Origin of the sequence: Acidaminococcus fermentans DSM 20731 (assembly GCF_000025305.1) — a bacterium.
Taxonomy (GTDB): domain Bacteria; phylum Bacillota; class Negativicutes; order Acidaminococcales; family Acidaminococcaceae; genus Acidaminococcus; species Acidaminococcus fermentans.
Map to the genome: position 1 here is coordinate 1,189,401 of NC_013740.1, position 24,779 is coordinate 1,214,179.

At 45.7% G+C, this 24,779-nt stretch carries 30 protein-coding genes; 10 read left to right on the forward strand and 20 right to left on the reverse strand.

Features of this window, described 5'->3' with window-relative positions:
• Nucleotides 1–2 precede the first annotated feature (2 nt).
• The 7 genes from ACFER_RS05450 to ACFER_RS11390 form a co-directional block, all read right to left on the reverse strand.
• A complete protein-coding gene (locus ACFER_RS05450; RefSeq protein WP_049763449.1) occupies nucleotides 3–1,718 on the reverse strand; it encodes a hypothetical protein in 1,716 nt (571 codons plus the stop codon).
• A 513-nt stretch (nucleotides 1,719–2,231) separates the two neighbouring features.
• Nucleotides 2,232–2,687 (reverse strand): IS66 family insertion sequence element accessory protein TnpA, encoded by a 456-nt coding sequence (gene tnpA, locus ACFER_RS05455; RefSeq protein ID WP_041666180.1) that lies wholly within the window; start codon nucleotides 2,685–2,687, stop codon nucleotides 2,232–2,234.
• A 244-nt stretch (nucleotides 2,688–2,931) separates the two neighbouring features.
• Nucleotides 2,932–3,045 carry a hypothetical protein gene (locus ACFER_RS11990; RefSeq protein WP_222831701.1) on the reverse strand — a complete coding sequence of 38 codons (114 nt, stop codon included), beginning with the start codon at nucleotides 3,043–3,045 and terminating at the stop codon, nucleotides 2,932–2,934.
• A gap of 229 nt (nucleotides 3,046–3,274) precedes the next feature.
• The gene (locus ACFER_RS05460; RefSeq protein WP_012938414.1) at nucleotides 3,275–4,129 is read right to left on the reverse strand and encodes a hypothetical protein; all 855 of its coding nucleotides are present in this window, start codon (nucleotides 4,127–4,129) and stop codon (nucleotides 3,275–3,277) included.
• A 142-nt stretch (nucleotides 4,130–4,271) separates the two neighbouring features.
• Entirely contained in the window at nucleotides 4,272–5,570 is a 1,299-nt protein-coding gene (locus ACFER_RS05465) for a site-specific integrase (protein ID WP_012938415.1), read from the reverse strand.
• 64 nt (nucleotides 5,571–5,634) lie between these two features.
• Nucleotides 5,635–5,838, reverse strand: coding sequence for an excisionase (locus tag ACFER_RS05470; RefSeq protein WP_012938416.1), 204 nt, complete (start codon nucleotides 5,836–5,838; stop codon nucleotides 5,635–5,637).
• A gap of 173 nt (nucleotides 5,839–6,011) precedes the next feature.
• Nucleotides 6,012–6,482: a hypothetical protein gene (locus tag ACFER_RS11390; protein WP_012938417.1), complete on the reverse strand. Its 471-nt coding sequence runs from the start codon at nucleotides 6,480–6,482 to the stop codon at nucleotides 6,012–6,014.
• Nucleotides 6,483–6,780: 298 nt separating this feature from the next.
• Here ACFER_RS11390 and ACFER_RS11085 point away from each other — a divergent pair, with 298 nt between their 5' ends.
• From ACFER_RS11085 to ACFER_RS05485, 6 genes are all read left to right on the forward strand, one after another.
• The gene (locus ACFER_RS11085; protein WP_012938418.1) at nucleotides 6,781–7,962 is read left to right on the forward strand and encodes a J domain-containing protein; all 1,182 of its coding nucleotides are present in this window, start codon (nucleotides 6,781–6,783) and stop codon (nucleotides 7,960–7,962) included.
• A gap of 40 nt (nucleotides 7,963–8,002) precedes the next feature.
• Nucleotides 8,003–8,437, forward strand: coding sequence for a hypothetical protein (locus tag ACFER_RS05475; RefSeq protein WP_041666181.1), 435 nt, complete (start codon nucleotides 8,003–8,005; stop codon nucleotides 8,435–8,437).
• A gap of 158 nt (nucleotides 8,438–8,595) precedes the next feature.
• Nucleotides 8,596–9,189 (forward strand): hypothetical protein, encoded by a 594-nt coding sequence (locus ACFER_RS05480; protein WP_012938420.1) that lies wholly within the window; start codon nucleotides 8,596–8,598, stop codon nucleotides 9,187–9,189.
• Nucleotides 9,190–9,412: 223 nt separating this feature from the next.
• Nucleotides 9,413–9,865, forward strand: a complete 453-nt coding sequence (locus tag ACFER_RS11250) for a hypothetical protein (protein ID WP_012938421.1) — start codon at nucleotides 9,413–9,415, stop codon at nucleotides 9,863–9,865.
• Nucleotides 9,866–9,888: 23 nt separating this feature from the next.
• Nucleotides 9,889–10,341 (forward strand): hypothetical protein, encoded by a 453-nt coding sequence (locus ACFER_RS11255; protein WP_012938422.1) that lies wholly within the window; start codon nucleotides 9,889–9,891, stop codon nucleotides 10,339–10,341.
• 66 nt (nucleotides 10,342–10,407) lie between these two features.
• Entirely contained in the window at nucleotides 10,408–10,656 is a 249-nt protein-coding gene (locus ACFER_RS05485) for a hypothetical protein (protein WP_012938423.1), read from the forward strand.
• Between the two features lie 63 nt (nucleotides 10,657–10,719).
• On the opposite strand, the gene ACFER_RS05490 is transcribed toward ACFER_RS05485, so the two are convergent.
• Both ACFER_RS05490 and ACFER_RS05495 read right to left on the reverse strand, forming a co-directional pair.
• Entirely contained in the window at nucleotides 10,720–12,156 is a 1,437-nt protein-coding gene (locus ACFER_RS05490; protein ID WP_012938424.1) for an SLC13 family permease, read from the reverse strand.
• A gap of 16 nt (nucleotides 12,157–12,172) precedes the next feature.
• Complete coding sequence (locus ACFER_RS05495) at nucleotides 12,173–13,429, reverse strand: FAD-dependent oxidoreductase (protein WP_012938425.1); 1,257 nt, start codon at nucleotides 13,427–13,429, stop codon at nucleotides 12,173–12,175.
• Nucleotides 13,430–13,562: 133 nt separating this feature from the next.
• On the opposite strand from ACFER_RS05495, the gene ACFER_RS05500 reads away from it, so the two are divergent.
• Complete coding sequence (locus ACFER_RS05500; RefSeq protein WP_012938426.1) at nucleotides 13,563–14,450, forward strand: LysR family transcriptional regulator; 888 nt, start codon at nucleotides 13,563–13,565, stop codon at nucleotides 14,448–14,450.
• Nucleotides 14,451–14,526: 76 nt separating this feature from the next.
• Here ACFER_RS05500 and ACFER_RS05505 read toward each other — a convergent pair whose 3' ends face one another.
• The 3 genes from ACFER_RS05505 to ACFER_RS05515 are packed head-to-tail and all read right to left on the reverse strand — an operon-like array spanning nucleotide 14,527 to nucleotide 17,412.
• Entirely contained in the window at nucleotides 14,527–15,243 is a 717-nt protein-coding gene (locus tag ACFER_RS05505) for an alpha/beta fold hydrolase (protein ID WP_012938427.1), read from the reverse strand.
• Between the two features lie 13 nt (nucleotides 15,244–15,256).
• Nucleotides 15,257–16,561, reverse strand: coding sequence for a CitMHS family transporter (locus ACFER_RS05510; RefSeq protein ID WP_012938428.1), 1,305 nt, complete (start codon nucleotides 16,559–16,561; stop codon nucleotides 15,257–15,259).
• Nucleotides 16,562–16,575: 14 nt separating this feature from the next.
• Entirely contained in the window at nucleotides 16,576–17,412 is an 837-nt protein-coding gene (locus ACFER_RS05515; protein ID WP_012938429.1) for an alpha/beta fold hydrolase, read from the reverse strand.
• 121 nt (nucleotides 17,413–17,533) lie between these two features.
• Between ACFER_RS05515 and ACFER_RS05520 the strand changes: the two genes are divergently transcribed.
• The 3 genes from ACFER_RS05520 (at nucleotide 17,534) to ACFER_RS05530 (ending at nucleotide 19,368) form a co-directional block, all read left to right on the forward strand.
• Nucleotides 17,534–18,451, forward strand: a complete 918-nt coding sequence (locus ACFER_RS05520; RefSeq protein WP_012938430.1) for a LysR family transcriptional regulator — start codon at nucleotides 17,534–17,536, stop codon at nucleotides 18,449–18,451.
• A 270-nt stretch (nucleotides 18,452–18,721) separates the two neighbouring features.
• Complete coding sequence (locus ACFER_RS05525; RefSeq protein ID WP_012938431.1) at nucleotides 18,722–19,078, forward strand: type II toxin-antitoxin system RelE/ParE family toxin; 357 nt, start codon at nucleotides 18,722–18,724, stop codon at nucleotides 19,076–19,078.
• Nucleotides 19,075–19,368: a helix-turn-helix domain-containing protein gene (locus tag ACFER_RS05530; protein WP_012938432.1), complete on the forward strand. Its 294-nt coding sequence runs from the start codon at nucleotides 19,075–19,077 to the stop codon at nucleotides 19,366–19,368. The genes ACFER_RS05525 and ACFER_RS05530 overlap by 4 nt, the downstream gene beginning before the upstream one ends.
• 81 nt (nucleotides 19,369–19,449) lie before the next feature.
• Here the strand turns inward: ACFER_RS05530 and ACFER_RS11260 are convergent, their stop codons facing one another.
• From ACFER_RS11260 to ACFER_RS05565, 8 genes are all read right to left on the reverse strand, one after another.
• Complete coding sequence (locus ACFER_RS11260) at nucleotides 19,450–19,596, reverse strand: hypothetical protein (RefSeq protein ID WP_012938433.1); 147 nt, start codon at nucleotides 19,594–19,596, stop codon at nucleotides 19,450–19,452.
• Nucleotides 19,597–19,673: 77 nt separating this feature from the next.
• On the reverse strand, nucleotides 19,674–20,117 hold the full coding sequence (locus tag ACFER_RS05535) for a DUF7698 family protein (RefSeq protein WP_012938434.1): 444 nt from the start codon (nucleotides 20,115–20,117) through the stop codon (nucleotides 19,674–19,676).
• Between the two features lie 160 nt (nucleotides 20,118–20,277).
• On the reverse strand, nucleotides 20,278–21,174 hold the full coding sequence (locus tag ACFER_RS05540; protein ID WP_012938435.1) for an amidoligase family protein: 897 nt from the start codon (nucleotides 21,172–21,174) through the stop codon (nucleotides 20,278–20,280).
• A gap of 100 nt (nucleotides 21,175–21,274) precedes the next feature.
• Complete coding sequence (locus ACFER_RS05545; protein WP_012938436.1) at nucleotides 21,275–21,508, reverse strand: DUF4314 domain-containing protein; 234 nt, start codon at nucleotides 21,506–21,508, stop codon at nucleotides 21,275–21,277.
• Nucleotides 21,492–22,298: a hypothetical protein gene (locus ACFER_RS05550; protein WP_012938437.1), complete on the reverse strand. Its 807-nt coding sequence runs from the start codon at nucleotides 22,296–22,298 to the stop codon at nucleotides 21,492–21,494. The genes ACFER_RS05545 and ACFER_RS05550 overlap by 17 nt, the downstream gene beginning before the upstream one ends.
• A gap of 87 nt (nucleotides 22,299–22,385) precedes the next feature.
• Nucleotides 22,386–23,636, reverse strand: coding sequence for a site-specific DNA-methyltransferase (locus ACFER_RS05555; protein ID WP_012938438.1), 1,251 nt, complete (start codon nucleotides 23,634–23,636; stop codon nucleotides 22,386–22,388).
• A gap of 12 nt (nucleotides 23,637–23,648) precedes the next feature.
• Nucleotides 23,649–24,176, reverse strand: a complete 528-nt coding sequence (locus tag ACFER_RS05560) for a P27 family phage terminase small subunit (RefSeq protein WP_012938439.1) — start codon at nucleotides 24,174–24,176, stop codon at nucleotides 23,649–23,651.
• 160 nt (nucleotides 24,177–24,336) lie between these two features.
• A complete protein-coding gene (locus ACFER_RS05565) occupies nucleotides 24,337–24,723 on the reverse strand; it encodes an HNH endonuclease (protein ID WP_012938440.1) in 387 nt (128 codons plus the stop codon).
• Between the last annotated feature and the right edge of the window lie 56 nt (nucleotides 24,724–24,779).

A 24,779-nucleotide genomic window follows, 5' to 3' on the forward strand; every position in this document is an offset into this window, starting at 1 on the left:
CTTTACTCCTCCACAAGTTCGTCCAGTGCATTTTTCAGCTCGGTTAATTCTTTTTCCTGCCGCCTAACTTTTTCAGTGTGTCTTTCCTCATCACGTTTCATTCTTGATAGAAACATCTCCTGCTGCAAGCCAACCAGGTTCATTTGCTTTGTCGCGTACCAGGCCTTATCAGCCGCGTGCTTAGAAATATCCCTACCCAGCAGTTGCTTTCCCATAGCGACAGTATCCACCTGTATTCCTTTCAGATGGTTCTGCAAGGCAACCGGATTTTTTCCCAGTTCCAAAATCCTGCCAAGTCCTTCCATAAAATCGCTATTCTCCGGAATTAGGATCCGGGTACGGAGCCTTACAATCTTATCAATGATTTCTCTCAGAAGCTCGTCGGCGAACTGCTTTCTGTCCTTGCTGGCAAACATCTGGAGTAGTTTATCTTGTACAAGCTGGACATTAAGATCTTCTAAAACAAGGTTGACTTCTTCCTCATCCAGCAAATACTCCTGAGCCAGTACTACGAATCTGTCATTCAGGATTCTTACCATTGCGACCGCATCGTCCTCAATGAAATGCCCCAGAACACTATCCGCTCCCTTTCCCGCGAGCATACCGCCTGCTATGCCACCGATGATTGCTCCTGCGGGTCCTCCAAGTGCGCCCCCTGCTGCAGCCCCTGCATAGGCCCCACCCATACTGATACCCAGTGTAGTAACATTTTTAAAGAGCTGTTTCCCCGAAATCTTGCCACTAAAGAAATGACTGATGTCAGAAGCAGAAAGAACGATTGTAAATACTGCAGAAGTAATGATATTACTGCTCCACAGTTTTGCCAGATTGCCCGCCGTTCCCCTGCCATAGAACAGGGCCCCGTTTTTCATGGCAGATACCAGGGATTTTCTTATTGCCGGTGGAAGTGCCTTGATGGCACCAATTACTGGTTGCTGGATAGCCGCGTTAAGGGATGTCCTCGTCAGCTGAGCAGAAATGACGGAGCTGATGAAAGCAGCACCGCCGCATTGAAGCCCAACGTACATGGCGTTATCAATGGATTGCTCCACACTTTGCCCAGACCACATACTCCTTGCAAATGTGATCACAGCAGAAATACCAAACGCGCTTTTGGCAATGACTGCCCCGTGCGTAGCATCAAAGACGAGAGAATCTATTGTACCGGCTTTGGCAATGTTACAGGCCTGCTGATAGGTAACATTCCCTTTGCGTACAAGCTTAGTCGCAGCATCTGGATCCTTCACACCTGGCACTTTGCCCTCGGCGATTTTTCTGCGCATAAGCTGAACGGCTTCGTTATATTGGTCGCTGGGTACTTCGAGCTGCATTGGTGTTCCGTTTCTATCAATGTATCTGTAGTATTTCGTCTGGGGGTTAAATGCTGCATTGACGGAAGCCTGGGCAGTTTGACAGTACTTGCTCTGGATGAGCATTCCATCCACCAGCCGATCTGCACCATTTTTAGCATTGTCGTTGCCAACAATTTGTGCGTTTTTTCCTCCCATACTGTCAATAAGGTCGTTTGCCTGCTCCGCAGCAAATCCCTGCCCCTGTCTGGCATTAAACCGTAACATCTGTTCGTTGTGTGCGGCACTATCCATTGATCCATAAAGAGAACCGCCAATTTTACCAGTATCTACTTTTTCTTGTTCGTTGGCATTTTTCCGCAGCTTCTCGGCAAGGCCACTATTTTGATGGTATATTTTTTTCTCCATATGTAACCCCCCGCAAATCAACATGTACGTAGATGAGTGTTCTGGCACAAAGCCATTTCCACTTCTCCCTGCATTTACACTTATTATAACATAGGCAATGTGCAAATTTTGGGACAACAAGAAAAAAGGACCGTGGCAGGGTCTTCCTACCACGGTTTCCTTCTTTTCGGGACCATTTTCACTTGCAATTCTGCTTCAACGCCGTCGATGGATTTCCGCATGTCCGTATATCCACAGGCAAGGTAGATATGGTCGGCCGTGAGATGGCGGATTAAACATTATCTGGAGTGTATCTTTGAAAGAGGCAGCCCAGATCAGACATGATACGTTGCGTACGGGTATTTTAAGTCCGTTGCCCCTTCGGGAAATCTATAACAAATATGCTCCCAGCTATCAACAGGTCCATCAGACCAGGCTGTTGACATCTGGGAGCATATTTGTTGGAATCTAGGTAAGGGGCAACGGGAAACCATCGGACTACGTAAAGGACTTATCCTGGATGGACTCCATATATTAACACAGAAACACATCTTTCAGCACCTGCAGCATGCGCTGCAGCTCTGATGCAGAGATTCCTGCTGGGATTTCCAGAGAAGCAGGCCCTACATGAACAACCATATTTCCGCAGGGATGGTGTTCCTCCCGCGCCTGAGAGACGGCGGCAAATTGGGTCGTTGGGCAGGCAGAAGCATTGGGATTTGCATTGGCCAGCAGCACTTCCTCCCTCATTTCTTTAATCCAGTAGTACATGGCATGATGGCTTATCTGACGGGAACGGCAGAATGCCTTGACAGACAGTCCGCTTTCCTGCTGCTCCTTCACCATGTGGATCCAGTATTCCAGAGCCTGCTGATGTTTTATGTTTTGGATTTTACTCAAAAAACCACCTCCAGGAATGAGTAGCACGAATGGCTCGAAAAAAGCGACAATCTCTACGCCGTAGGGAATTTCGTTCTTTTCGTGTGACATTTTCTACATTCGTATTATCTCAAACTGGAGGTGGGGATTCCATACACCGGATTTTTAAGCGCTTACGGTTAAGTACCTTTTGGGAGCAAAAAAAGCCGGTATGGAACTCCTTCCCGATGCTCCACACCAGCTTTTCTCATGCAATCTTCTGTTTTACACCTGTGAGGTAGAGTTAGTTACAAACAGCTGCTCATCATTACGAAAATGAATATACATTAACAATCTATCCACTTAATCAATTCCCTTACAATTTTTGAAAGCATCTTTTTATATCTGCTTCATTTAACGTTGATAGGTCTTTTGGAAGTGTTTTTAATCCTGTTAAGCGATTTGCTTGAAAGGCTATGGCCTTCTCCAAAATGGTACGAACGGTTTGGGCATTTCCAAAAGTATCATCTTTTTACCCTTTATCAGATTAGTAAGACTTTCTTTTAACAAATCCCTTCTACTGTCGGTAATATGATATGCGTATTTATTATAACAGAAAATGAGGGCTCTGCATCTTTAACCAAAAAGAAAAGACCTACAACTGTTTAGACTGTCGGTCTTTTCTTCTTATTCAACTACACTTGGAAACGTTACTGTTATTATTCATTTTTGTAATTATTCGATCGCCTGTTTGATTTTTGAAATACTTTTTTCTTCTTTTCCTTTTTTAAATCATGTTTTACGGCATTTCCATTAGTATCATATAAAACTAATCGTTTCTTTCCTTCTGATGTTATATAAAATTTTTTATCTTTAAACATCTTGAAAGCAGCGTTATAAATAGCCTCTTCTCTTGATTCAGGTATAATTTCTTCTGGTCCCCTGCCAATAATAATCTTATGTTTATTAAATTCACAACCAAAGCCCCTGATGGAAAGAATTTGATCCACTACCTGCTTCATTGCACTTTTATCGCTGCTTTCAAGAACATCTTTAGTCTTAAAAAATGCTCTAAAATAATTTATGTCCTTGAAGTAAACATTTGCGTCAGGTGTTATATAATACAATTTTCCATTAAACTGGCCAATGTAGTTCCATTGGATGGGCTTATCTCCATATACTTTAGGAATTTTTAAATAGGAAGAAACTCTATCTGCTAAGTCTTTTTCATATCCTTCCGGCGAAATCCCATTAGGTATCAAGACTTTATTTGCTTTCTTCAAATGTGAAGTTTGTTGATTAACTTGGCTTCCTTCTTCTAATCTAATATAGCTTTTAATTTCATAGTCCAACAAGTATTTACTTATTATGAACGTTCCAGGTTCATCTAAGGCTTCTGATTTTACCCATACAACTGCTTTTCTCTTTTGAGGATTATATTGAATTGATTTTTTATCAAAGAAAGAATTCAAATGAAAAGGATTTTGGTAAAACCATTCCCATCTGTTATCATTGGCATACGTGAAAATTGGTATCATCATCAGGTATATGGCAATGAATATTGTCTTGAGCATTTTAGCCTCCTGTTTCCATGAATTAGTTAAGTCTAAATTGAAAACTTGTAATTTTATTGTAACAGAAAAAAATTTACTTTTCACTAAAAAAATAAAGACCCTCAATGAAATGATTTATGGGCCTTTATTTTACGTTAATTTATCACGCCTTATTGGGAAACCGGATCACCTTGGGCTGGATTTCTCCCACCTGCTCCAGTTCTTTCCGTACGTTTTCCATCTCCTTCTGCTGCCGTATCTGGATCAGTTCCACTTCCTTTTGGGCATCATCGAACTTGATATGGGTGTACACATTGAGGGTGATGGAAATGTCGCTGTGGCCCATCAGGTACTGGAGGGTCTTGGCACTGACCCCGGACAGAGCCATATTGGTGCAGTAGGTGTGGCGGCAGACATGAGGTGTAACTTTTGGAAGCTGATATTTATAGATGCGGTTGTATTTATTCACGATTTGCTTAAAATAATGTTCCCAATGCAAGGCTACCATTGGATTCCCATTTTTATCATAAAAGAGAAATTTACCAACGCCATCGATGATGGGTTCTACCTTCGGAGGTCTTCTGCGCTGCAGGATGGTCACAAAGCATTGGTAAACCTCATCCGTCATGGGCAGCAGCCTGGCTCCGGCCTTGGTTTTTGTAGAAAGGATGTAGTACTTCCTCTCGTTCCCTTTCTGGAGCTGCTTGTCCACGTTGATTGTTCTTTTTTCCAAGTCGATATCGTTTACCGTCAATCCGCAAAATTCCGAGATCCGCAGCCCAGTATGGAACAGGATGAAAATTCCCTCATAATATCTACAATAATACTCGTCATTCTTTACGAAATCCAGGAAAATCCGCATATCTCTTTTGGAAAGAGCTTCCCTTCTCACACTGTCGTTGATCAAGACCTCTTTCATTTCGAAATTAAAGGGATTTCTCCACAAGATTTCATCATCTACAGCCATTTGGAAGGCGGGCCGCACCACACCCCGGATGCTGTGAATGGAACTGTATCCCTTTCCTTCGGACTGCAATTTGATCAGCCATAATTTGGCATCGGACATTTTCACTTTCCCAATGGCTTTCTGGGCAAAGCGTTCTTTCTTCAGGGCATTGACCACGAACTTGTAGTTGCTCAGGGTATTGGGTTTGACACCCTTTTTCAGCATCAGGTACCGCTGGACCAGTTCCAGGACGGTCATGGAATCCGAATGGGCATTGGGGCAGATCACCAGTTTCACTTCCAGGCTGTCTTCCATTTCCCGGAGGGATAGGCAGGGTTTCCGTCCCGGCGGCAAGGGATCCGTAGGCTCCAGCTTCCAGCTGTACAGGAATTTCGGCCGCCCGTTCACCATATATTTGAACTGATACTTTCCATCGATCCGCACGGACTCTCCCGCCCGTAAGATCCTTCTTTTCTTGTCCCGGCGCACACGGCCCCGCATATGGATTTTTTTCATTGGTTTTCCCCTTTCTCCTTGTTTGGCATCCTAATTCATCACTCCAAATGTCAAATAAGTCAACTTAAATACAGGACGTCTGGCGGAGGAACTTTTCAAACTCCTCCCGGATGATCAGCACCTTCCGTCCATTCCAGACCAAAAACTCCGCTCCAGGGTGTTCCGCCGCAATCCGCCGCAGCCGCTTTTCCCCAATGTGGAAATACTGTCTGGCCTCCTTCACGGTCAGAGCGTACCTCTGGTTGATGGGGATTTCTTTACTTTCCATAATTTCAAACCTCCTGTTCTGTCTGTTTCTACTGGTAACAGGACAGGAAAGGGGGAAATAAGTACTTTTTCCACGAAAAAAAGCCATGGCAGGATTTTTTCCACCATGGCTCTCTTTATTACTGCACAAAAAATGCAGACTTTGCTCGTTCCGTATGAAAATTTCCTTGTATTCTATGCCTTATGAGGAATGTAAATAGTAGCAATTGAATATATAAGTTCACTGTTCGTATCGGGAACAACATTAACTGGATTATCTTTAATTTGATTTGCATACACAGAGTCTATTAAATTTCCCTGCATATCGTATTTAAGGCCTTCCATAATGTAAATCTGTCTATTATTTATATCTACATTGTATAGAATTTTAGCATAATATTCATCTGGCGAATTTTCATATTGTAATGTCCACAATCTTACTTGATACCTACCATAATTTTGTTTAACGGATACCGTTCTTTTATCAAACCACAACCCTGTTGTTTCATTGGAATTTATCCATACCCATCTACTTGGATCCGGCTGAAATTCAGCAAAACAAAGAGTCATAAAAGAAAGTAAGACTGCTAAAACTATAACAATTCGACTGCTTAATCTTTTCATTTTCTTTGCCCCTTTCGTTTCATAACTTCTCCCAATAATCATAATCGAAAATCCTTTTTCACTTTGCGATCATTATCTCCTAGTTTAATCATTATATCACATATCCTGGGTGAAAAAATCGACAGTAAAGTTGGATTCTAATGCATTATGAGCTTATATTTAAACTTTAAGATGAGTACAATTTTTGCTAATGCATTTGTTTGAAAAATGCGGTAAAATTAATTTACTAACATACACCGGCTCTTGTCTTTAAAAGAATAAAAAATATTTATGTGGTTTTAATTTTTTTCAATAAGAGACAACTATATATTCACGATATCCCATCAGGAGGTATTAATTGATGACAGATTATTACGAAATTTTAGAGGTGCATCCAAAAGCATCCCAAGAAATAATTAAAAAAGCCTATTTTACTTTGGCCAAAAAATATCATCCTGATGTATATCCAGACAAGGAATTTGCCGTTAAAAAAATGGCAATTTTAAATGAAGCTTACGATGTATTAGGTAATCCTGACAAAAGAAGAGCTTATGATGCTCAGAGAAATGGAACTGCCAGTAAAACAACCCAAAATAATCAGAGTCGAAACACATCTTCTTCAAGAAGAAACTCATCCCAAAACACGACCGAAAGACAGAAACAACAATATCAAGATGACAGTACATACGATGACCTATCACCATTGCAAATTTGTATTCTCCGTGCCTTACATTTAGCCAAAGAAAATGGTGAAAAAATATACAATCCAGAGGATCCATTAACATTAAGGCGAGTAAACGGAATTGGCTTTACCTTAATTGGAAAAAAAGAAGAAGATAAATATAGCGGAAGCTATATTAAATCATACTGGTTTACCATTCTATGGATTCCTGTTTTTCCTATAAAAGAATATCGTGTTTTGAGTCCTTCCCTGGATTCATACATTATCATAAGTTCTAGGCGATCTTCCGGATTTAAATTATTGCAAGCTGTTGCATTTGCTATATGGGGCTTAATAATTTTTGCAGGCGTAAGTTCATCGAATTCTACAAGTAAAAAATCTCAACCGCCAAAAGCTCCATATAAAGCAGTAAATAAAGCCCCTGCTAAAGCAGCCCCAGTAAAATCCGCTTCTAAATTGACTCCCAAAAAAGGTGTAGTAACAGGATATGTCAAAGGAGAACCCATTAAAAATAATAAAGGGTATAGCACGATCGAAGTCGACAATTCCCAGAACAGTGCACCAGTTTATGTGAGGATTTGGTCCTTAGATGGCTCCCCTAGACCTGTACGGTGTTTTACCATTAGAGAGGGTGAAAAATTCACAGCAAAAAATATAACTCCTGGGAACTATGATGTCCGTTTTAAATATCTTTATGAAGAACAAGATGCTAAGGCTGGATCAAAATCACAACCAGTAAAAATAGAAGAAAAACCCAGTCCCTTTGGAGATGGAATTCAATATACAAGCTATAGTTTGACACTGTTTACGGTAAGGAACGGAAACACACGCATGGACGAAATTTCTATAGATGAAATTTAGTTCTAGCAAGTTCCGTTTTGTTGAAAAGGAGCAGGTTAAAATGAAAAAAATAATTAATGTTTTTCTACTTATTGCAATGTTTTCTTGCTTTCTAACACCTTGTTTTGCAGAGTTTCAACCAAATCCTAAGCGATGGACATGGATTGCATCAAATTCTACTAGAAGTATATGGTTTGATAGACAATCAATCTATGCAAGAAAAGAAGATGGCTATAAAAAGGTCAATTTATGGTTGTTATTTTATAGAAATTCTCCAAAAGAAGAGATAATGGAATGTGACTGGACTGTAGATCTTATAAATAGAAAGCTCTCGATGAACAATGTATATGTTTATGATATGAATTGGAATCTCATAGATCAAATAGAAGATGATGAAAATAATCGAATTTGGAAACCAGTTGTTCCTGAAACCGCTTCAGAAAAGATATACAAAATTGCTAAATACTTCTATCTCAAAAATTATTCAAAAAAGTAAAGTCAACTTAAATGACAAAACTATAACTATAATATTACAAAATATTTGGTTTATAATAAAAAAGCCATGGCAGGAACTATCCCACCATAGCTCTCTTCATTTCCCAACTAAAGCCGCTATATTAATTTAATTTTATTCACATAGGGAGGTTGGAAAAAATGAAAAAATTCTTTTTCATACTTGTTGCACTTTTTACCTTTGCGTTTTCATCATCAGTCTCTGCAGCGGATGACGACTGGACTTACGCTGGGCGATTTGGTCTGTTATGGACCCCACCAGTTGCACATAATGTAGATATGTATTTAATCAATCATCTAACAACCTTTCGCGGAATTACGTCTATGAGGGATTCTGAAAGTCAGTTACCATATGATGTCTATTATAAACATGATCATTCAACAGATACTGGTGATAACCACCATGAGTATAATAACCACAGTTTTCAGTTCCAAGTTAAAATTGTCCCGTTAAATGTTTACGGAACAACGATGGGATCAGGCACTTATGCAGGTACAATTATATGCAGCTATAGGATTGCAGCCAAAGGTGCCTTCAGTGTCGTAATGAAAAGCTTCAAGGTTTTTGATACTAACACCTATCAACAACTTTTTAATGCAGAAGGAAATTTTGGATCAGAGATAATGTACAAAGACTCTGCGGCTGAAGCAATTCTGAAAGACAGTGCACCACATCCCGTTTCCCAAAGTACGGCTAATCAATTAAATGGTACAGGCTATTATAAATATAGATAAAAATAGAGCCATGGCAGGAACACTCCCACCATGGCTGCACTCATTTCCGCACCAAAGCCGCCAGCAGCACCGTCCCTATCCCATAAGCCAGGTTCCGCTGGGCCTTCAGCCGTTTCTGTGTTCTAACGATTAATACATGCCGTATTTCTGTAAAACTATTGACAAGTCTATTTGTTTTGTCCGAAAATAAAAGAAAGCATTTAGTTCTCAAAGGAGACACGTTATGGCAGATGATCAGAAAAGTACTAAATATCAATGCCCCCGTTGCCATTCAGAAAATATTCAGAGCTATCCTGTAATCCATTCTACTGGGTTCTCTAAAATCAATTTGACAACTGTAGGTGTAGGATTTTCCGATTCTTTAGGAGTAGGACGGGCAGAAAGCCATGGAACAAAACAGACAAATCTTGCTGCCTTCACCACTCCTCCCAAGAAGAAGTCTGTCTGGAAGCGTTTTCTTTTTACCTGGGCCATAGGAAGCGGGCCTATTGTTTGGATACTTCGTCTTTGCAGATTTGATTTAATCGCTAAAATCGCAGAAATTGGATCACTTATCTTGGGATGCATACTAGCCTACTTAGCATTTCAATGGAACAAATCAGTATTTCCCCAACTGATACAGGATTGGGAACATTCATATATGTGCCTGCGTTGTGGAGCCCGTTTTAAACTTTAAAGCCTAGCTAAAGGAGGCATACTATGACGGATAATCAAGAAAATTCAAAATATCAATGTCCTCGCTGTCATTCAGAAAATATACAAAGCTATTCATTAATTCATTCCATGGGTATCTCTAAAATTGATTTGTCAACTGTCGGTGTTGGGTATTCCAATAACCTAGGAGTTGGGAGAGCCGAAAGTCATGGAACCCAGCAGACAGCCATGTCAGCCAGTACAGCTCCTCCTAAAAAACGAAGTCCTGCAGGAGATTTCTTCGGTAGTTGGTTGGTGTTTTCAATTCCAGGTGTAATTTGTAAATATTTGAATTTCCATTATCTGATAGTGAATATTCTCGTTTGGGGAGCCGTTATTTTAGCTTTCTTCATGGCTCGTGATGCCTACCGATGGAACAAATATACATTCCCGCAAAAAATGCGCGATTGGGAACATTCCTATGTATGCCTGCGCTGCGGAAATCGTTTTATCCTTTGAAATTTTATTTAATATAGGGTAGAACACTATGATGATGTCAATACTCCATCAGAAGGAGGTCCGCTCATGAAAACCTGGGACGATTACAAAAGCCACGTGAAATCCCTCCGTGAAAAAGAACGCCGCAATATGGAAAATATCGAAGAACTTGCTGAACTCACGTTCCCCTCTTACAATCTAAAAGCTCTCGGCAGTATGACAAGAAAAGAACTGACTGCCGAAATTCTGAAAAGCATTGATTCCCTCAAGGCCGGGCGGGTATATACCGCTGAGGAAGTGGATAAGATTCTTGAAGAAGATTTCATCAAAAGATAACAGGTTGAACTGAAACAAAAGCACCCTGCCGTCATTACAGGCAGGGTGCTTTTGCTATTCATTTTACCCCAGCACGGCCACTCCGAGAGGATACCCCACCAGGACGGTCACGGCAATAGCCACAATCATCATGGCTCCCCCTACTTTCAGGACCTGACCGGTAGTGGTCTTTTCAGAACCAATGGCCAGTGCCACGGCCGGATGGGCCGGCGGCGTTGCATAAGCGTAGCTGGCAATCATTCCGATCAGGGCACAGATGACCGCCGTATTCACCGCCCCCTGTGTTGCATTGCACAGAGGGATGGCAATGGCTGTCACCACCGTGACAGTAACCATATTGGACGAAACATTCGTCTGGATGGATGTCCAGGCAATAAGGAAGACAACCAGAGACAGGGGAGAAGCAGACTGCAGGACAGGGGCTAGGCCCTGAGAAATCCAGCTGGTGATTCCTACAGCCTTATTGGTCATGGCGGCACCCAGGGCCAGAGTCCCGGCGGCCATAATGATGCTGCCCCAGTCCACGCCTTTGCTGACGGCTTCTTTAAAATCAAGCAGAGGTTTGCCGTCCAGCGTCAGCATACACAGCAGGCTGGCCCCCACAAGAGGCGGAAAAGCCGTTCCCTGTGTTCTAAAGAACTGGTAGACTGCCGGGCTGACGTTTTTCAGGAATCCGGGCACAATCCACATAACCACTACCATGACAAAAATGCCCAGTACGGTTTTTTCGTATTTTTCCATAGGCGGAACCGTTTTTTCCAGAGCATCAAAATCCAGATCGGCAATTTTCGACATATCCGGTTTCAAAACAAACCGGAAGATCAGCATGAGTACCGCAAAGCAGATCAGGCCTACGGGAACCGCAAACAGCATATAGTCCCCATACGCTATGGTCCTGCCGGTGGCGGCACTGTAGAAGCCCAGCGCCATAATAGGAAATACATGAGCAATAGGGGTCATGCCACAGGACATCTCGGAACAGATCAGCTGTCCCAGGATCAGGCTGTTGGTTAGGGAATCTTCATTCCGAAGCTTCAGTTCTTCACAGATGGCGTCCAGAATGGGAAGATAGATAACAAAAAGCACCACAGGAGACATAAACATCCCGATAATCAGGACGGAAGCACAGTAGGAAATCAGGAACCACCATGATCCCTTCCGGGCAATCCGGCTGCAGATGAACCCAATGGCACACCGTTTGACAAAAGGAGTCTTGGACAGTGCATAAGTGCACATAAAAGTAAAAAGCAGAAAAGAAAAGGTGGAATTCCCCACAGATACCGCCAGAAGTTTATTCAGGCTGAGCCCCGGCACCGTGGCCAGCATGGCAATAGCCAACAGGCTGGGCCAGTGGATGGCAATGGTCAGCCACATGAGCAGCACCCCAGCAAATATGCCCAATACCTGCATTCCGGCAGGTGTCAGTCCTCCCAATGGAGGAAGTACCTTTCCCAAAGCCATACAGAGAAGTCCCGCAATTACTGCCACATTTCGTTTCATATCCCTTACCTCTCTTTCAAATCAGAGCACCCTGCCGCAGCAGTTCCTGCTGAACAGCACTCACCGATTCTTTTCCGTTTCTGTATAGTGCTGCTGCAACTCCGGCTGCCTGCCCGGTAGCAAATCCGCAGCCCATGACTCTGACGGATGCAAAAGCTACAGGATCGGCACTGATGGTCCGTCCGGCACACCAGAGATTCTTCCAGTTTCTGGGACGGAGACAGCTCAACGGGATTCCATAATAATCGTCATTGTCCACAAAAATATATTTTGCCATTTTATTAATTTCCGTATGCATTTCACAGGGCCAGCCGCCCCGTGCCACCGAATCTTCCGGTTTCACAGCATGGAGCACCTGTTCTCCGGTAAGGACTTTTTCTCCCAGGATATGCCGGGTATCTCTCAGACCCAGCTGAACACCAGTGGAAATCAGCCGGCAGTTTTCCATTCCCGGCATATATTTCCGGAATACGTCCAGATAATCCTGTGCCTGTCTCCGGGTATCCATTTCGCATTGGGTCAGCGTCTTGGCACTTAAATCAGGGACCCACACACTGGGCAGGATGGCAAAAGCTGTATCGTCGTTGACTCTGAATACGATACCCGATTCTTTGGTAAGATGCTGATACCCGTCTTTTTTCGCCTGGGTAAAGATCTTATCCAAAAGATCAAGTTTGAACCGGACCTTAGGATCTACCCGGTCCAGCATCAGGATCCGGGTGGAAGCCTGCCCTTTTCCATTTCCGTCCCCATACCGAAGTTCGGCCCCTGCCAAATAGGCCAGGTTGGCATCGCCTGTGGCATCCACAAAGGCATCAGCAGAAAATTCGTAACTGTCCTGATCATCCACGCAAACAATATGCTGCACCGTTCCGTTCTCCGCATCGGCTTCTGCCCGGATCATCCGGCAGTGGAGGAGCACATCCACCGGATAGCGGGAAATCACATTGTCCAGAGCAAATTTTGTTGCTTCCTGGTCCAGCGTTACAATGGCATTTCCTACCGGGGAGAAACTGAATCCATCATAATATCCCAGCCTGTGGAGTTCCTCCAGCACTTCTTCCCCTGCCCCTTTAACAATCTGCTGTGCATTCTTCCCATGGGTAAAAAAACCGCAGTAGGAAGCCACATTGGCCGTGGTTGCCTGTCCTCCCAGACATCCGTACCGTTCCAAAAGCAGACAGCTGGCTCCCGTTTTGGCGGCCCCGATCGCCGCCGCAATCCCGGAAGCACCTCCCCCAACTACCACAACATCATAATTTTTCCGCAGCATTTGACATGCCCCCCTGTTTTTTATATATTTATTATAATATTCAAATTTTAAGCAGTAAAAATCATTGATTCTATAAACTTCATAGTTTAAAACTATATTATCTTCTTAAAAAAACTGAAAAGGAGGCCTTCCTGTGATCAGCCACATCCAAATGGAATACCTGCTGGCTGTTGCCCGCACCGGGAATATTACCAAAGCCGCCCAGCAGCTGCATATCTCACAGCCTTCCCTGAGCAATCAGATCATCGCCCTTGAAAAACAGCTGGGCATCCCTTTGCTGGAACGCCGCCGCAAGCGGATCTATCTGACAGACGCCGGCCTGTATTTTGCCAACCAGTCGTATAAGATCCTGACCCAGAGCCGCAATCTGGAATACGCCATGAAGGAATTTTCCAGACTGCAGAATGGCTCCCTTCGTGTCGGACTGCTCCCCATCCTCTGCCCGCTCCAGCTGCCGGAAGCCATTGCCGATTTTCAGCGGATCTATCCGAAAGTAAAGTTAACCCTGACCGTAGAAGGCAGCCGCCAGCTGCTGGAAAAACTGGATTCAGATGATCTGGATGCAGTCCTGGCCATTCTGGAAGAAAAAGATCTGGAAAAAGACATTTCCTTCCTTCCATTCAAAACCTCTCCCATCTGCGCCGCCCTCCATGAAAGCCATCCTCTGGCAGGTTTTTCAGCGCTGACTGCAGAGCAGCTGACCAGAGAAACGCTGATTCTCAGCAGCGACAGCTTCGTTCTCCAGCAAATCATCCTGGAAAACATCAAAGCCGGAAATACCCCGCCCGCAAACAGCATGAAATGCAGCCAGATCGAATCCTGCCTGGCCCTGGCTGATAAAAACATGGGTATCGCCTTCTGCAGTCCGGAAGTAGCTGATTATTACCATTTTTCGCACATCGTCCTTCGGCCGTTAAATCCTCCCATCACCCGCTGTGTCTATCTGGCTTATAAGAAAAATCCCAACTATTTTCCTCTGCTGAAAGCGTTTGTACAGCATATTCAAGGCCTTGCAGAATAAAGCAATGCCCGTCAGAACAATCTTTTCGAGATGTTCTGACGGGCATTTTTGATGGAATCTGATTTTCAGCTCCGGTTCATTTCCGGAACAGGCTGTTTAAGAATTCCATACAATGCTTCTGATATTCAGCGGCCGCATCCCACATGGGAGTATGTCCGGCATCCAGTTTATAAACTTCCGCCTGAGGCAGACATTTTTCCAGCTGCAGTAAGGAAGTCAGCGTCCGTCTCCGGTCTTTTTCACCCCATAAAATCAGGACAGGTGCTTTAAATCTTTTCACAGACTCCGAATAATTCGCCTCCCGCAGGGATGCTGAAACTTCAATGGCTTTATCCAAAGGTGCCTGAAACGCATACTGAAGCATTTTCCCTCCGATTTCTTCTGGCAGACAGCCATCCACAAAACAGCTTGACAAAAAACCCTGCATAAACTCCGGCTCCCGGCCATGCTCTTTCAGCTCCTGCGGAAAATGACTTTGGCTGTTCCCGGATGCACAAACACCGGTATTGGACAGGATCAGCCCCTGGAACAGTTCAGGTGCTTTGGAGGCGGCCGCCAGAGCTATGACTCCGCCGGCCGAATATCCCAGCAGAACAGCCTTTTCATATTGATCTTTTCTGACCTGCCCGATCAGTTCATCCGCAATCTGATCTACGTTTCCTGAAGAGCACTGATTCAGATAATCAAAGTGTTCTTTCCGGAAGCACGGCGGAAACTGGATTTTGGCAAAGACATCAGGAGCACACAGATTGCCGGCCAGACAGTAAACTGCAGCGTCCTTTTTCCCGGTCATTTCACTTTCTCCTTTACGCAATGCCAACAATCACGGCAAACACCAGCATGATAATGCTGACCAGCCATTCCCATTTGAACGTGAACTTGATATGGTCATTCAACTCCACACCAGCCAAGCCAACACCCAGGAACGTAGTAGCTACGCACGGGCTGACGCTCAGGGCAACGTTTTCCCCGATCAGCATGGCATGAGCGACTTCCGTTGCTGTAACACCATAAGGAGCCACCGTTTCGATGATCAGCGGCATAACTGCATAGTAATACGGATCCGGCCCCATGATCATACCGATAGGAGCCCCCAGCACACCCATGATAAGGTGCAGATAGCGCAGCAGGAATGCAGGAAGCAGATTAATCAGGACCTGTGCCATCTTCGTAATGATACCGGCATTGGCAAAGACTCCCAGGAACACACCGGCGCAAAGCAGGGTGACCGTCAGATCGATACAGTTGGGAGAATATTTTTTCAGCAGCTTGCTCTGCAGTTCCATATCCGGGTAATTGATCATCATGGCAATCAGCGTTCCAAACATGAAAATCAGGAACGGTGTAATCTTCGTAAATACCAGCATTGCAATAACAGCAACCGTCAGCAGCAGATTAATCCAGAACAGTTTCGACCGGGCCAGGGATGTATCCATATCCGCAGTACCGCCTTCCTGTTCAGAAGCAGTCTGGCTCAGATCATAGCCTTCTTTGGCCAGGCGTTTCTTTTCCATCCTGCCGCAGAGTACAGCCCCCACCACAGAAACCAGCAGACCAAATACCTGCATGGGGATCATTTCAACCCACAGCTGCGTGGCATCATATCCGATAGCCGTTGCCGCACGGATGGTCGGCCCTCCCCAGGGGACCAGATTCATGATACCTGTCGAAAGCCCAACCAGAAGCAGCAGCACCAGCGGATTCAGGTGCATCCGTTTATAAATCGGCAGCATCACAGGAATCGTAATCAGATATGTGGAAGCGGAAGCACCATCCATATGGCCAACCATAGCAATCAGACTGGTGGCCACCATAATCATGGTAACATTATTTCCTGCTTTTCTGACCAGTGCCTTCACAAGAGGATCAAACAGCCCCGCATCATTCATGGTACTGAAATAACATACCGAGAAAATAAAGAGGATGGCCGTTTTCCACATGGTGGTTTCCCCTTTATTGACAAAGCCTAAAATATCTTTGGCTCCAAAGCCGCACAGGACCGCACCGATGACCGGCAGCATGGCAAAGCAGAAGGCTGCCGTTGCCTTTTTCTTCAAAATCATCACCATCATGACGGCCAGGATGCCATACCCAATAATTGCTTGATACATAACTTACGCCTCCCTTATTGATTTTGCTGTTCATGGACTTTCTGTAAGAAGTTTTCAATCTGCTGGTTAAACGTATCCGCTTTGATCCAGAAGAGCATATGGCCCCCTTCTTGATAAATATAGTGTTCATGATAGGTTCTGATCAGTTCTTCATAATGTTTTCCCATAGAAGGAGTATGCCCTTTGGAACTGCCGCTAAAAATAATGACAGGAACGGTGAGTTCCGGCAGAAATTTCGTGCAGTCCCGGTGGCACCAGTCACTGTGCAGGGCAAATCCGATCCAGGGCGGAGTCTTCTTGATTTCTTCCCGGACCATATTCGCAGCTTCTTCAGAAAGCCCGGGCTTGACCCTGTTGCAAAAGTTATCCAGATAGGTTTCCGGGTCTGCATACCAGAGTCTGTATTTCCGATTCCAGTCATCCATGTTGTAGTTTTTGGAATTATAGGAATTCCAGTCATCTGGCGAAAACGGAAACAGACAGGCATCCAGCAACCCCAGGGCAATCATTTTCTCTTCATGATACTTATGGGCATAGGTCGTCACCACACTTCCGGAAAGAGACCATCCAATCAGCAGGATATTTTCCAGATGCAGGAACTGGATCAGTTCATGGATATCATCGCAGTGCCGTTCGATGGAATTTCCCTGGAGAGGTTTAGACGAGTTTCCAAATCCCCGGCTGTCAAAGCATACGACACGATGATTTTTCTTAAGTTCCTCTACATTTTTCTGATAGAATTTCGTCGTGCACATATGACCAGGGACAAAAACAATCGTATCGTTTCCCACTTCTGTATCTTCGAAATAAATGAAAGCGTGATCGCTGGTTTCAAAATATCCCTTCCGCATTGTTTTCCCTCTTTTCATACTATTTAGTCTATTTACACTTCTATTATCGCAGGATATAATTTATAAGTACACTACATGAAATCTATATTTTGTATGCATTGAAGTTATACAAGGAGGTTCTATGGATTTTCGAGACTTCACCTTTGTGCAGGCGATTGCACAGGCCGGTACTCTTTCCAAAGCAGCGGCACAGCTTTTTGTTTCCCAGCCCTCCCTGACGAAATTTCTGCAGAAACTGGAAAAAGAAATCGGGACCCCTCTGTTCAGTCGGGTCAACCGCCGGCTCATTCCAACGTATGCCGGACAAAAATTCCTTGACGCCGGGTCCCAGATTTTCCAGATTGAGAGCCAGTTAAAGAATACGCTGAAGCAGGTTGCCAGCAACAAAGCCGGGACCCTGAATATTGCAATTACAACAAACCGCGGTTATTATGTTCTTCCCAAAGTACTGCCGGCTTTTAAAAAGCTGTATCCCAGTTACCATATCGAAATCCTGGACCTGTCGGTTCCTGCATTGGAAAATGCACTGCGGAACGGCCTCGCTGACATTGGTGTCTATTCTCAGGCTGAACAAAACCGGGAATTCCAACATTATCCCATCAACACGGAAGAAGTTGTCCTCTGTCTGGCTGCTGACCACCCCTGCAGACGTTTCATCACTTCCAGACCCGGTTTTAAATATCCCTGGCTTGATCTGAGACTCCTGCAGGGAGAAACATTCCTCATCAACGATCCTCTGCAGTGGCGCATCGGACAGATTGCCCAGCGTCTGCTGCGGGAGTATCAGCTCCAGCCGCCCGTTCTGCTCCTGCGAAGTCTGGATACCTGTCTGGCCCTCGCCAGCCGTGGTTTGGGCTGTACTTTCAGCTTTGATATCTGTATATCCTGTTTCCATGATTTCGATGCCCCGCCCCTGTACCTTTCTACCGGAACAGAACCGATTCAATCCGAATTCTTCGTTGCCACACGGAAAGGCCATGTCCTGGATCAGGCCCAAAAGGACTTCATCACCATTCTCAAAGATCAGTTCGGAAAATAAGCAAAAAAAGGCACCGGTTTGTAAAAACCGGGACTTCTGAAGGCAGGGATTTCTATTGCAGAGTGATTCAGTGATCACCGGAAGAATTGGCTTCTCATTTTTTCTTCCAGATTTTGAACATGAATGATAACCTCATTCAGTTTGCAATGCCATATTAAGAAGAAGAGGAGTTGATATATGGCTCACTTTTTCGTTGACATCCACAGAAATTTTAATTATTTCCCTTGACATGATGAGATATAACTCATATTATGGTATCAGGAGGTACAAATGGAATTTGAAGTAATTTTCTATGAAACGGAAAACGGTCAAAAACCTGTTGAAGATTTTTTGTTAAGCCTCAACACAAAAATGCGAACCAAAATGGTTCAAATGATGGAAATTCTTGAAGATAAAGGGCTTGCGCTTCGAGAGCCCTACACTAAGCCATTGGGAGATGGTATTTTTGAATTGAGATGTAAGCTAGCGAGCGATATTTCCCGTGCCTTATTTTTCTTCTATATTGGCCAAAAAATCATTGTCACCAATGGCTTTATAAAAAAGACAATGAAAACACCACAGAAGGAAATCCGTCTGGCACAAGAACGCCGAGCCGATTACATCAGACGAATGGAGGAGGCAAAATGAAAACTTTAAAAGAATTCAAAGCGGAACAAATGAAAGATCCTGATTTCGCTTCCGCTTATATGGAACTTGAACCCGAGATGAATATCATCCGTGCTATTGTGGACGCAAGAATTAATCAACACCTTACCCAGAAGGAATTAGCTGCAAAAGCTGGGATTGCACAAACAGAAATCAGCCGAATCGAAAATGGAACCCGCAACCCATCCCTAAAAATCCTGCAGCGTTTAGCAGAAGGAATGGGAATGGTTTTAAAAATATCCTTTGAGCCCAAAAAGAAATTAAGTGTATAAAAGCTCCCCTGCCCAGTTTTGAGCAGGGTCTTTTTTTATACAAACAACACCCCCCGTGAATCATAGACACTCCCATGGGCATTATTCCCGCACCGGATGGCCGGCCCAGGTCCCCTTGGTGTGGCACAGGCTCTCGATGAAGGCCACTGCATAATCTGCTAATTCTTTGTTGTAGGTGGACGTTTTAGCTTTGAACTTGGTGGGCTTGTACTTTTTGAGTTTCCGCACGAGGATCCCTCCCTTCTTCTAAAAGTTGCAGTAGAAAAGGAGCCCGCAGGCTCCTTCTTTTGGGTTTTCCCCGCTCCTCAAAGGCTGAAGATGTAGGCGGGGACTTTTTCGTATTCGTTGCTCATGAGTTTCCTGCCAGATCCGTAAATCTCGGTCATCCCTTTGAGAGTGCAGCCCATCTGGGTAAATTCCCAAGCCACCTGGATGGCGCTGGACCAGGTAGAGGAAAAGGTGAATTCCTTCACCCCAAATTCCCGGAAGGTTTCGAGGATCTTTTCTGGTTCCCGGTAGGTCCCGGAAAGGTCCAACCGGCTGTTGCCATGCTTTTTCATGTCGCTGTAAAGCCGCATCATATCCCCGAAGGCTTCCCCCTCAGCCCGGACTTCCTGGAGAAGATCCTGGTAGGCATCCTGGCAAGCATCCATGGTTTTTGCGTCCCCGGCTTTTTCGGCTGCCTCGAACTTTCTTTCCAGTTCCTCGTTCCGCCCGTAGAATCTTTCGATCATTTCCATCTTCGTCATTGTTTTTTCCTCCTTGTGATTGTGTATCTTTGCCTTTTGGCATGTCTATTAATCACTCTAAAGGCACATAATAGCAAGCAAAATCTGTATATTTATGCAAGTATACAAGAGAGAGAAACAGGGCCTTCGGGGCCCCGTTCCCTACCTGTAGCTACCTTCTTCAAGCGGCGTTTCTCCAGGCGGCGTTTCCAGTAAGATGTTTCAGCAGGTGCAGCCGGCAGGTCTTGAATTCGTCTCCAATGAGCCCAAGCCGGAGCATCCAGCACCGGAAGGCATATTTTTCGTTGTCCGTCTCCGTCTTTTTGGCCGAGGCTTTCTTTTGGGTCAGGGCCTGATGGGCTAACGCTAGGCAAAACTGGATGTATGCCTTGATTTCCCCAGCGTGGAGGGTACCGTTGAAAAGCCGGAACTCTACTGTCCCTTTGGTGAAAGTGGCGTGGAGATTAAGTCCGTGGTACCGACTGCAATTGTAATGTTCATTCCGTCCGAAGGGGGCCTGGATGTACCAGATATCGGCAAATTCTGCCATAGTCTGAGGCTGCTTTTTGTTCAGTTTGGCAAGAAAAGTACAATCTGTCTTCTGGCAATATCTGCCTTCCCGGATCGGATCGATCTGGAGAGCATGGTAAATCATGTCTTCCTTGCTGGCCATCAGGTTTACCAGGTTCCGCAGGGTTTTCGGAGTGAACTGCTCGGCTCCCACATGGATGTGGATCCCGCAGGAGCTATTTACCAGGGCTCCTGCTTTTCTCAGAGTCCGTACCAGTTCCTGCAGCTTCGGGATGTCATCGTAGGAAAGGATGGGGCTAACCACTTCTGTGCGATACTCATTGGTGGCTCCTTCGATCTGGCCGTCCACCTTTCTCTGCGCCCAAATGCTGGAATCACTCATGGCTTTCCAGGTTCTACTCTTGTCATCGCTGGCAGTGTAGGTGTCGTAGGCACCGCCTTTATGGGTACCTCTTCCCGTCCCGAAAAAGGCGCCCATCAGATTGGCGGCTTGTGCTCTCGTAATCCCCGTCATTTCCATTTCAATCCCGAAGTGCAGTGTTTTCATAATTCTCGTCATCCTTTCGCTAGGTTTGTGTGTTCTTTGGCATGTGTATTAATCACTCTAAACGCACATAATAGCAAGGGATTTCGAGAATAATTATCCGTTATTTTGCTTTTTTATTCAGTTTTTGGACTACATCCACCCCATGGATCACATTCAGGTGGGAACCGTTGTCCCAATCCACTAGAATAGATCCCATATCATCCACCCCGGTTACCGTCCCTTTTGTCCCCAAAGGCGGAGCTTGGGGATCATCCATCCGCACCAGGATAACCCGCGTCCCGGAAGGATACTCTCTTCGAAGAAATTCCAGCATTTCTTTATTGGGAAACCGCATCTTTTTCCCCTCCATCCCGATAGGCTGCGGAACCGCTGAGGTTTTCCAGCAGGATCTTCCGGCATTCCTTGTATTCCTGTCCGATGAACCCCAGCCGCAGGAGGAAGCACCGGAAGGTGTATTTTTCATTGAGCACTTCGTGCTCTTTGGCGGTGATCCGTTTAGACTTCTTGGCCATTTGGCAAAGGGCTGTCACCAGTTTGGCATAGGCCTGGGCTCTGGCACTGCCTGTTCCATGGAACCAGGGGAAGGAAATCTTCCCATCTGCCCGCTGGATGGTCAGGTTGTCGGTCCCCAGGGCCTTTCTGAACAGGTTGGCCTTGGAATCCACCAGGTTTTGGAGCTTGGCAAAATCCTCGTCCGTCAGATTGTCCGGAAGGGAAATGGTCAGGGTATCGGCCTCATTCGTTTCCGGTTCTTCTGCGTATTCCGTACCATTCTGGGCCGACTCTGTTTCAGGAGTTCCTGCTGTTTCCGGTTCTTCCGCTGGCTCTGGGGATTCCTCGGCTGCCACCGTTTCCACTGGATCCGTGGTTTCCGGAGCCGTTTCCTCCAAAAAGTCCACCGGTTCTGCCGGCTTGATTCCCAGGTTCACCAGTTCCTTCACCACCTTTTGGAGAAGCTCGGCGTCTTCACATTCCACGGTTCCGAACTCCTCCACCCGAATGCTGCCGATCTGGTAAGCCCGGGTGGGAAGAAACAGGTATTTCGCCTTTGTGCAGGTAATGTCGCTGATGGCCTGCACCAGTTCTTTTCTCGCTGCACCTTGTCTGTAGTATTCAACCTTCATAATGAGTACCTCCTTAGGGTATTTTGGTACTGTTATTCATCACTCTAAAGGCGAATAATAGCAAGCAAAATGTAGCCCTTTTTGTACTTATTTTTCAGGACCTACCAATTCCTGGTAGGTGTACTCTTTCCCATCTCGGAGGACGGTTACCGTTTCGTTCTTATGAGAAGCCAGGTATCTTTTTACCGCTACGTCTACGAACTTGGGTTCCAGTTCCACCCCATAGCAGATCCGGCCCAGCTGGTCACAGGCCATCAGGGTGGAAGCAGACCCCAGAAAGCCATCCAGCACCACCCCGTTGATCTGGCTGCTCAACTTGATCAGATAAGCCAGCATGGGTACGGGCTTGCTGGAAGGATGCCCAAATCCGTCCTCTTTACTATTCTTAATTCCATCAAACTCGAATACCGCTTTCTGCTTCTGATCCCCATACCAGTTGTGTTTCCCGTCTTTCCGCCACCCGAAGATGATGGGTTCCATGTTGAACTTCCAATCGGTACGCATGAACGGGGCTTTGGGTTTCTTCCAAATGAGCCCGGCACCTACTTTAAATCCTGCATCTTCAAAGGCATCATAAAAGACCCGAGCCTTCATGGTGGCATAGAACACATAGATGGAGGCGTCCTGGGCCATGACATCATGGAAGCAGGAGAAGGCTTTCTTCAGGAATTCGTACCCTTCCTGGTCGTTCAGGTCATCGTTCTTGATCTTTCCGGAAGTGCTCTGGAGATTAACTAGGTACGGAGGATCCGTCAGGACCAGGTTGGGCTTGACCCCATCCAGAAGTTTTTCATAGCTTTCCGGTTTGGTAGAGTCCCCGCACAGGACCCGATGCTTGCCTAGCTGCCAAAGGTCTCCAGCTTTGGAGAACACAGGCTTCTGGAGTTCTTCTTCCACATCGAAATCGTCTTCCTTAGCTTCCGTTTCTTCGTCAAAGATATGGGCAATTTCATCATCGCTAAAACCGGTGAGACTTACATCGAAGTCGACTCCCTGGAGGGATTCAATTTCCACCCGCAGCATCTCTTCGTCCCAGCCGGCATCCAGAGCCATCCGGTTGTCGGCCAGGATATAGGCCTTTTTCTGGGCCTCTGTCAGATAATCCACCAGGACGCAGGGGACTTCTTTGATTCCTTCCTCCCGGGCAGCCATCACCCGACCATGGCCGGCGATGATGTTCTTGTCCCTGTCGATGATCACAGGGTTGATGAATCCGAATTCCCGCAGGCTGGCCCGGAGCTTGTTGATCTGTTCCGGGGAATGGGTCCGGGCATTGTTTACATAGGGGATCAGCTCATCGATGGGAATGAGCTTCATCTCCTTGGTCGTTTTTTCCATACTTTCCTCCCTTTAAACCTTTCGAGATCGCAGGAGCCGCTCCATCACGTCATCCTGGGGCGTGTTTCCGGCAAACTCCACAGAGCAGTTCTCCTTCACCACCTGGTAGATCTGGTACCAGATCTGGTTCACCTGCTTCATATAGTTCTGGCTCATGGTCACGTAGGGAGAAGCAATGGCCGCATTAGTGGTAGGGTGCTTGGCCAGGAACCCGTATTCGGAGATGGCGTGTTCGCACTGGATCCACCGGGAAACAGCCATGGCATAATGGCTGATCAGCTGGGGGCTCACTAGCTTTTCGCAGTGCCGTGCTTTGAGCCACAGCCAGGTTTCCCGGTAGATTTCTTCGGCTTCCAGCTTCCCACCGTTTCTCTGTTTTTCCTTCATGTAGGCTTTTGGTTCCGGCATGTCTTCTCCGTTAAGGTCCGCTCCTTCCGGTATGTCCATCACTTTCAGCGGCCGTTTCCCCGGATTGTCTGGCAGTTTGTCCAGCAGGGCCCTGGGTTTCCGGCCCTGGCCGACTCTGAGTCCGCCTCGCATGGTTCCGTCTTTGGCTATTTTTCACACCCCCCTTATTTCCATGGGTCAATACCTTGTTTGAATACGCGTTTTTTGTGCGCGTGACCCCTCGCCCGTTCTGGCTTTCCGGGCTTCCAGAGATTCATACGCCCCCTGGGTATGTCACTTTGTTTCAGATTTATCATTCTGAGAGTTCACTTTTTCTTGTGACTTTCTGGTGCCACCGATCTCCTCTTTGGGCATGGATCCGGGCATGGCAGGCTTTGCACAGGGCAATCAGGTTGTTCCAGGCATGGGTACCACCTTCGGCCAGAGGTTTCTTATGGTGGACTTCTTCTGCCACCACGTACCGGCCGTTCTTCAGGCAGAGTTCACAGAGAGGATGGCTGGACACGTAAGCATCCCGGATCTTCTTCCACGATTTGCCGTACCGTTTCTTTGTTGCAGGACTACGTTCATACTTTTCATACCGTTTGGCGATGATCTTCTGGTGCTTCTCACAGTACCGCCCGTCCGTCAGGTTCGGGCAGCCAGGAAAAGAACAGGGTCGTTTTGGTTTTCTCGGCACAGCTGCCACCTCCTTTCAGGCATGAAAAAAGCCCTGCAGATTTCTCTGCAAGGCTA

Coding starts and splice junctions, on each gene's coding strand:
- ACFER_RS05475 (WP_041666181.1), top strand. CDS start 8,003: ATGAAAAAAATAATTAATGTTTTTCTACTTATTGCAATGTTTTCTTGC.
- ACFER_RS11255 (WP_012938422.1), top strand. CDS start 9,889: ATGACGGATAATCAAGAAAATTCAAAATATCAATGTCCTCGCTGTCAT.
- ACFER_RS05560 (WP_012938439.1), bottom strand. CDS start 24,176: ATGCGAGGCGGACTCAGAGTCGGCCAGGGCCGGAAACCCAGGGCCCTG.
- ACFER_RS05525 (WP_012938431.1), top strand. CDS start 18,722: ATGGAATTTGAAGTAATTTTCTATGAAACGGAAAACGGTCAAAAACCT.
- ACFER_RS05550 (WP_012938437.1), bottom strand. CDS start 22,298: ATGAAGGTTGAATACTACAGACAAGGTGCAGCGAGAAAAGAACTGGTG.
- ACFER_RS05515 (WP_012938429.1), bottom strand. CDS start 17,412: ATGCGGAAGGGATATTTTGAAACCAGCGATCACGCTTTCATTTATTTC.
- ACFER_RS11085 (WP_012938418.1), top strand. CDS start 6,781: ATGACAGATTATTACGAAATTTTAGAGGTGCATCCAAAAGCATCCCAA.
- ACFER_RS05465 (WP_012938415.1), bottom strand. CDS start 5,570: ATGAAAAAAATCCATATGCGGGGCCGTGTGCGCCGGGACAAGAAAAGA.
- ACFER_RS05540 (WP_012938435.1), bottom strand. CDS start 21,174: ATGAAAACACTGCACTTCGGGATTGAAATGGAAATGACGGGGATTACG.
- ACFER_RS05480 (WP_012938420.1), top strand. CDS start 8,596: ATGAAAAAATTCTTTTTCATACTTGTTGCACTTTTTACCTTTGCGTTT.
- ACFER_RS05495 (WP_012938425.1), bottom strand. CDS start 13,429: ATGCTGCGGAAAAATTATGATGTTGTGGTAGTTGGGGGAGGTGCTTCC.
- tnpA (WP_041666180.1), bottom strand. CDS start 2,687: ATGTCACACGAAAAGAACGAAATTCCCTACGGCGTAGAGATTGTCGCT.
- ACFER_RS05530 (WP_012938432.1), top strand. CDS start 19,075: ATGAAAACTTTAAAAGAATTCAAAGCGGAACAAATGAAAGATCCTGAT.
- ACFER_RS05460 (WP_012938414.1), bottom strand. CDS start 4,129: ATGCTCAAGACAATATTCATTGCCATATACCTGATGATGATACCAATT.
- ACFER_RS05520 (WP_012938430.1), top strand. CDS start 17,534: ATGGATTTTCGAGACTTCACCTTTGTGCAGGCGATTGCACAGGCCGGT.
- ACFER_RS05555 (WP_012938438.1), bottom strand. CDS start 23,636: ATGGAAAAAACGACCAAGGAGATGAAGCTCATTCCCATCGATGAGCTG.
- ACFER_RS05485 (WP_012938423.1), top strand. CDS start 10,408: ATGAAAACCTGGGACGATTACAAAAGCCACGTGAAATCCCTCCGTGAA.
- ACFER_RS05535 (WP_012938434.1), bottom strand. CDS start 20,117: ATGACGAAGATGGAAATGATCGAAAGATTCTACGGGCGGAACGAGGAA.
- ACFER_RS05510 (WP_012938428.1), bottom strand. CDS start 16,561: ATGTATCAAGCAATTATTGGGTATGGCATCCTGGCCGTCATGATGGTG.
- ACFER_RS05470 (WP_012938416.1), bottom strand. CDS start 5,838: ATGGAAAGTAAAGAAATCCCCATCAACCAGAGGTACGCTCTGACCGTG.
- ACFER_RS05450 (WP_049763449.1), bottom strand. CDS start 1,718: ATGGAGAAAAAAATATACCATCAAAATAGTGGCCTTGCCGAGAAGCTG.
- ACFER_RS11390 (WP_012938417.1), bottom strand. CDS start 6,482: ATGATTATTGGGAGAAGTTATGAAACGAAAGGGGCAAAGAAAATGAAA.
- ACFER_RS05505 (WP_012938427.1), bottom strand. CDS start 15,243: ATGACCGGGAAAAAGGACGCTGCAGTTTACTGTCTGGCCGGCAATCTG.
- ACFER_RS05545 (WP_012938436.1), bottom strand. CDS start 21,508: ATGCGGTTTCCCAATAAAGAAATGCTGGAATTTCTTCGAAGAGAGTAT.
- ACFER_RS05490 (WP_012938424.1), bottom strand. CDS start 12,156: ATGAAACGAAATGTGGCAGTAATTGCGGGACTTCTCTGTATGGCTTTG.
- ACFER_RS11250 (WP_012938421.1), top strand. CDS start 9,413: ATGGCAGATGATCAGAAAAGTACTAAATATCAATGCCCCCGTTGCCAT.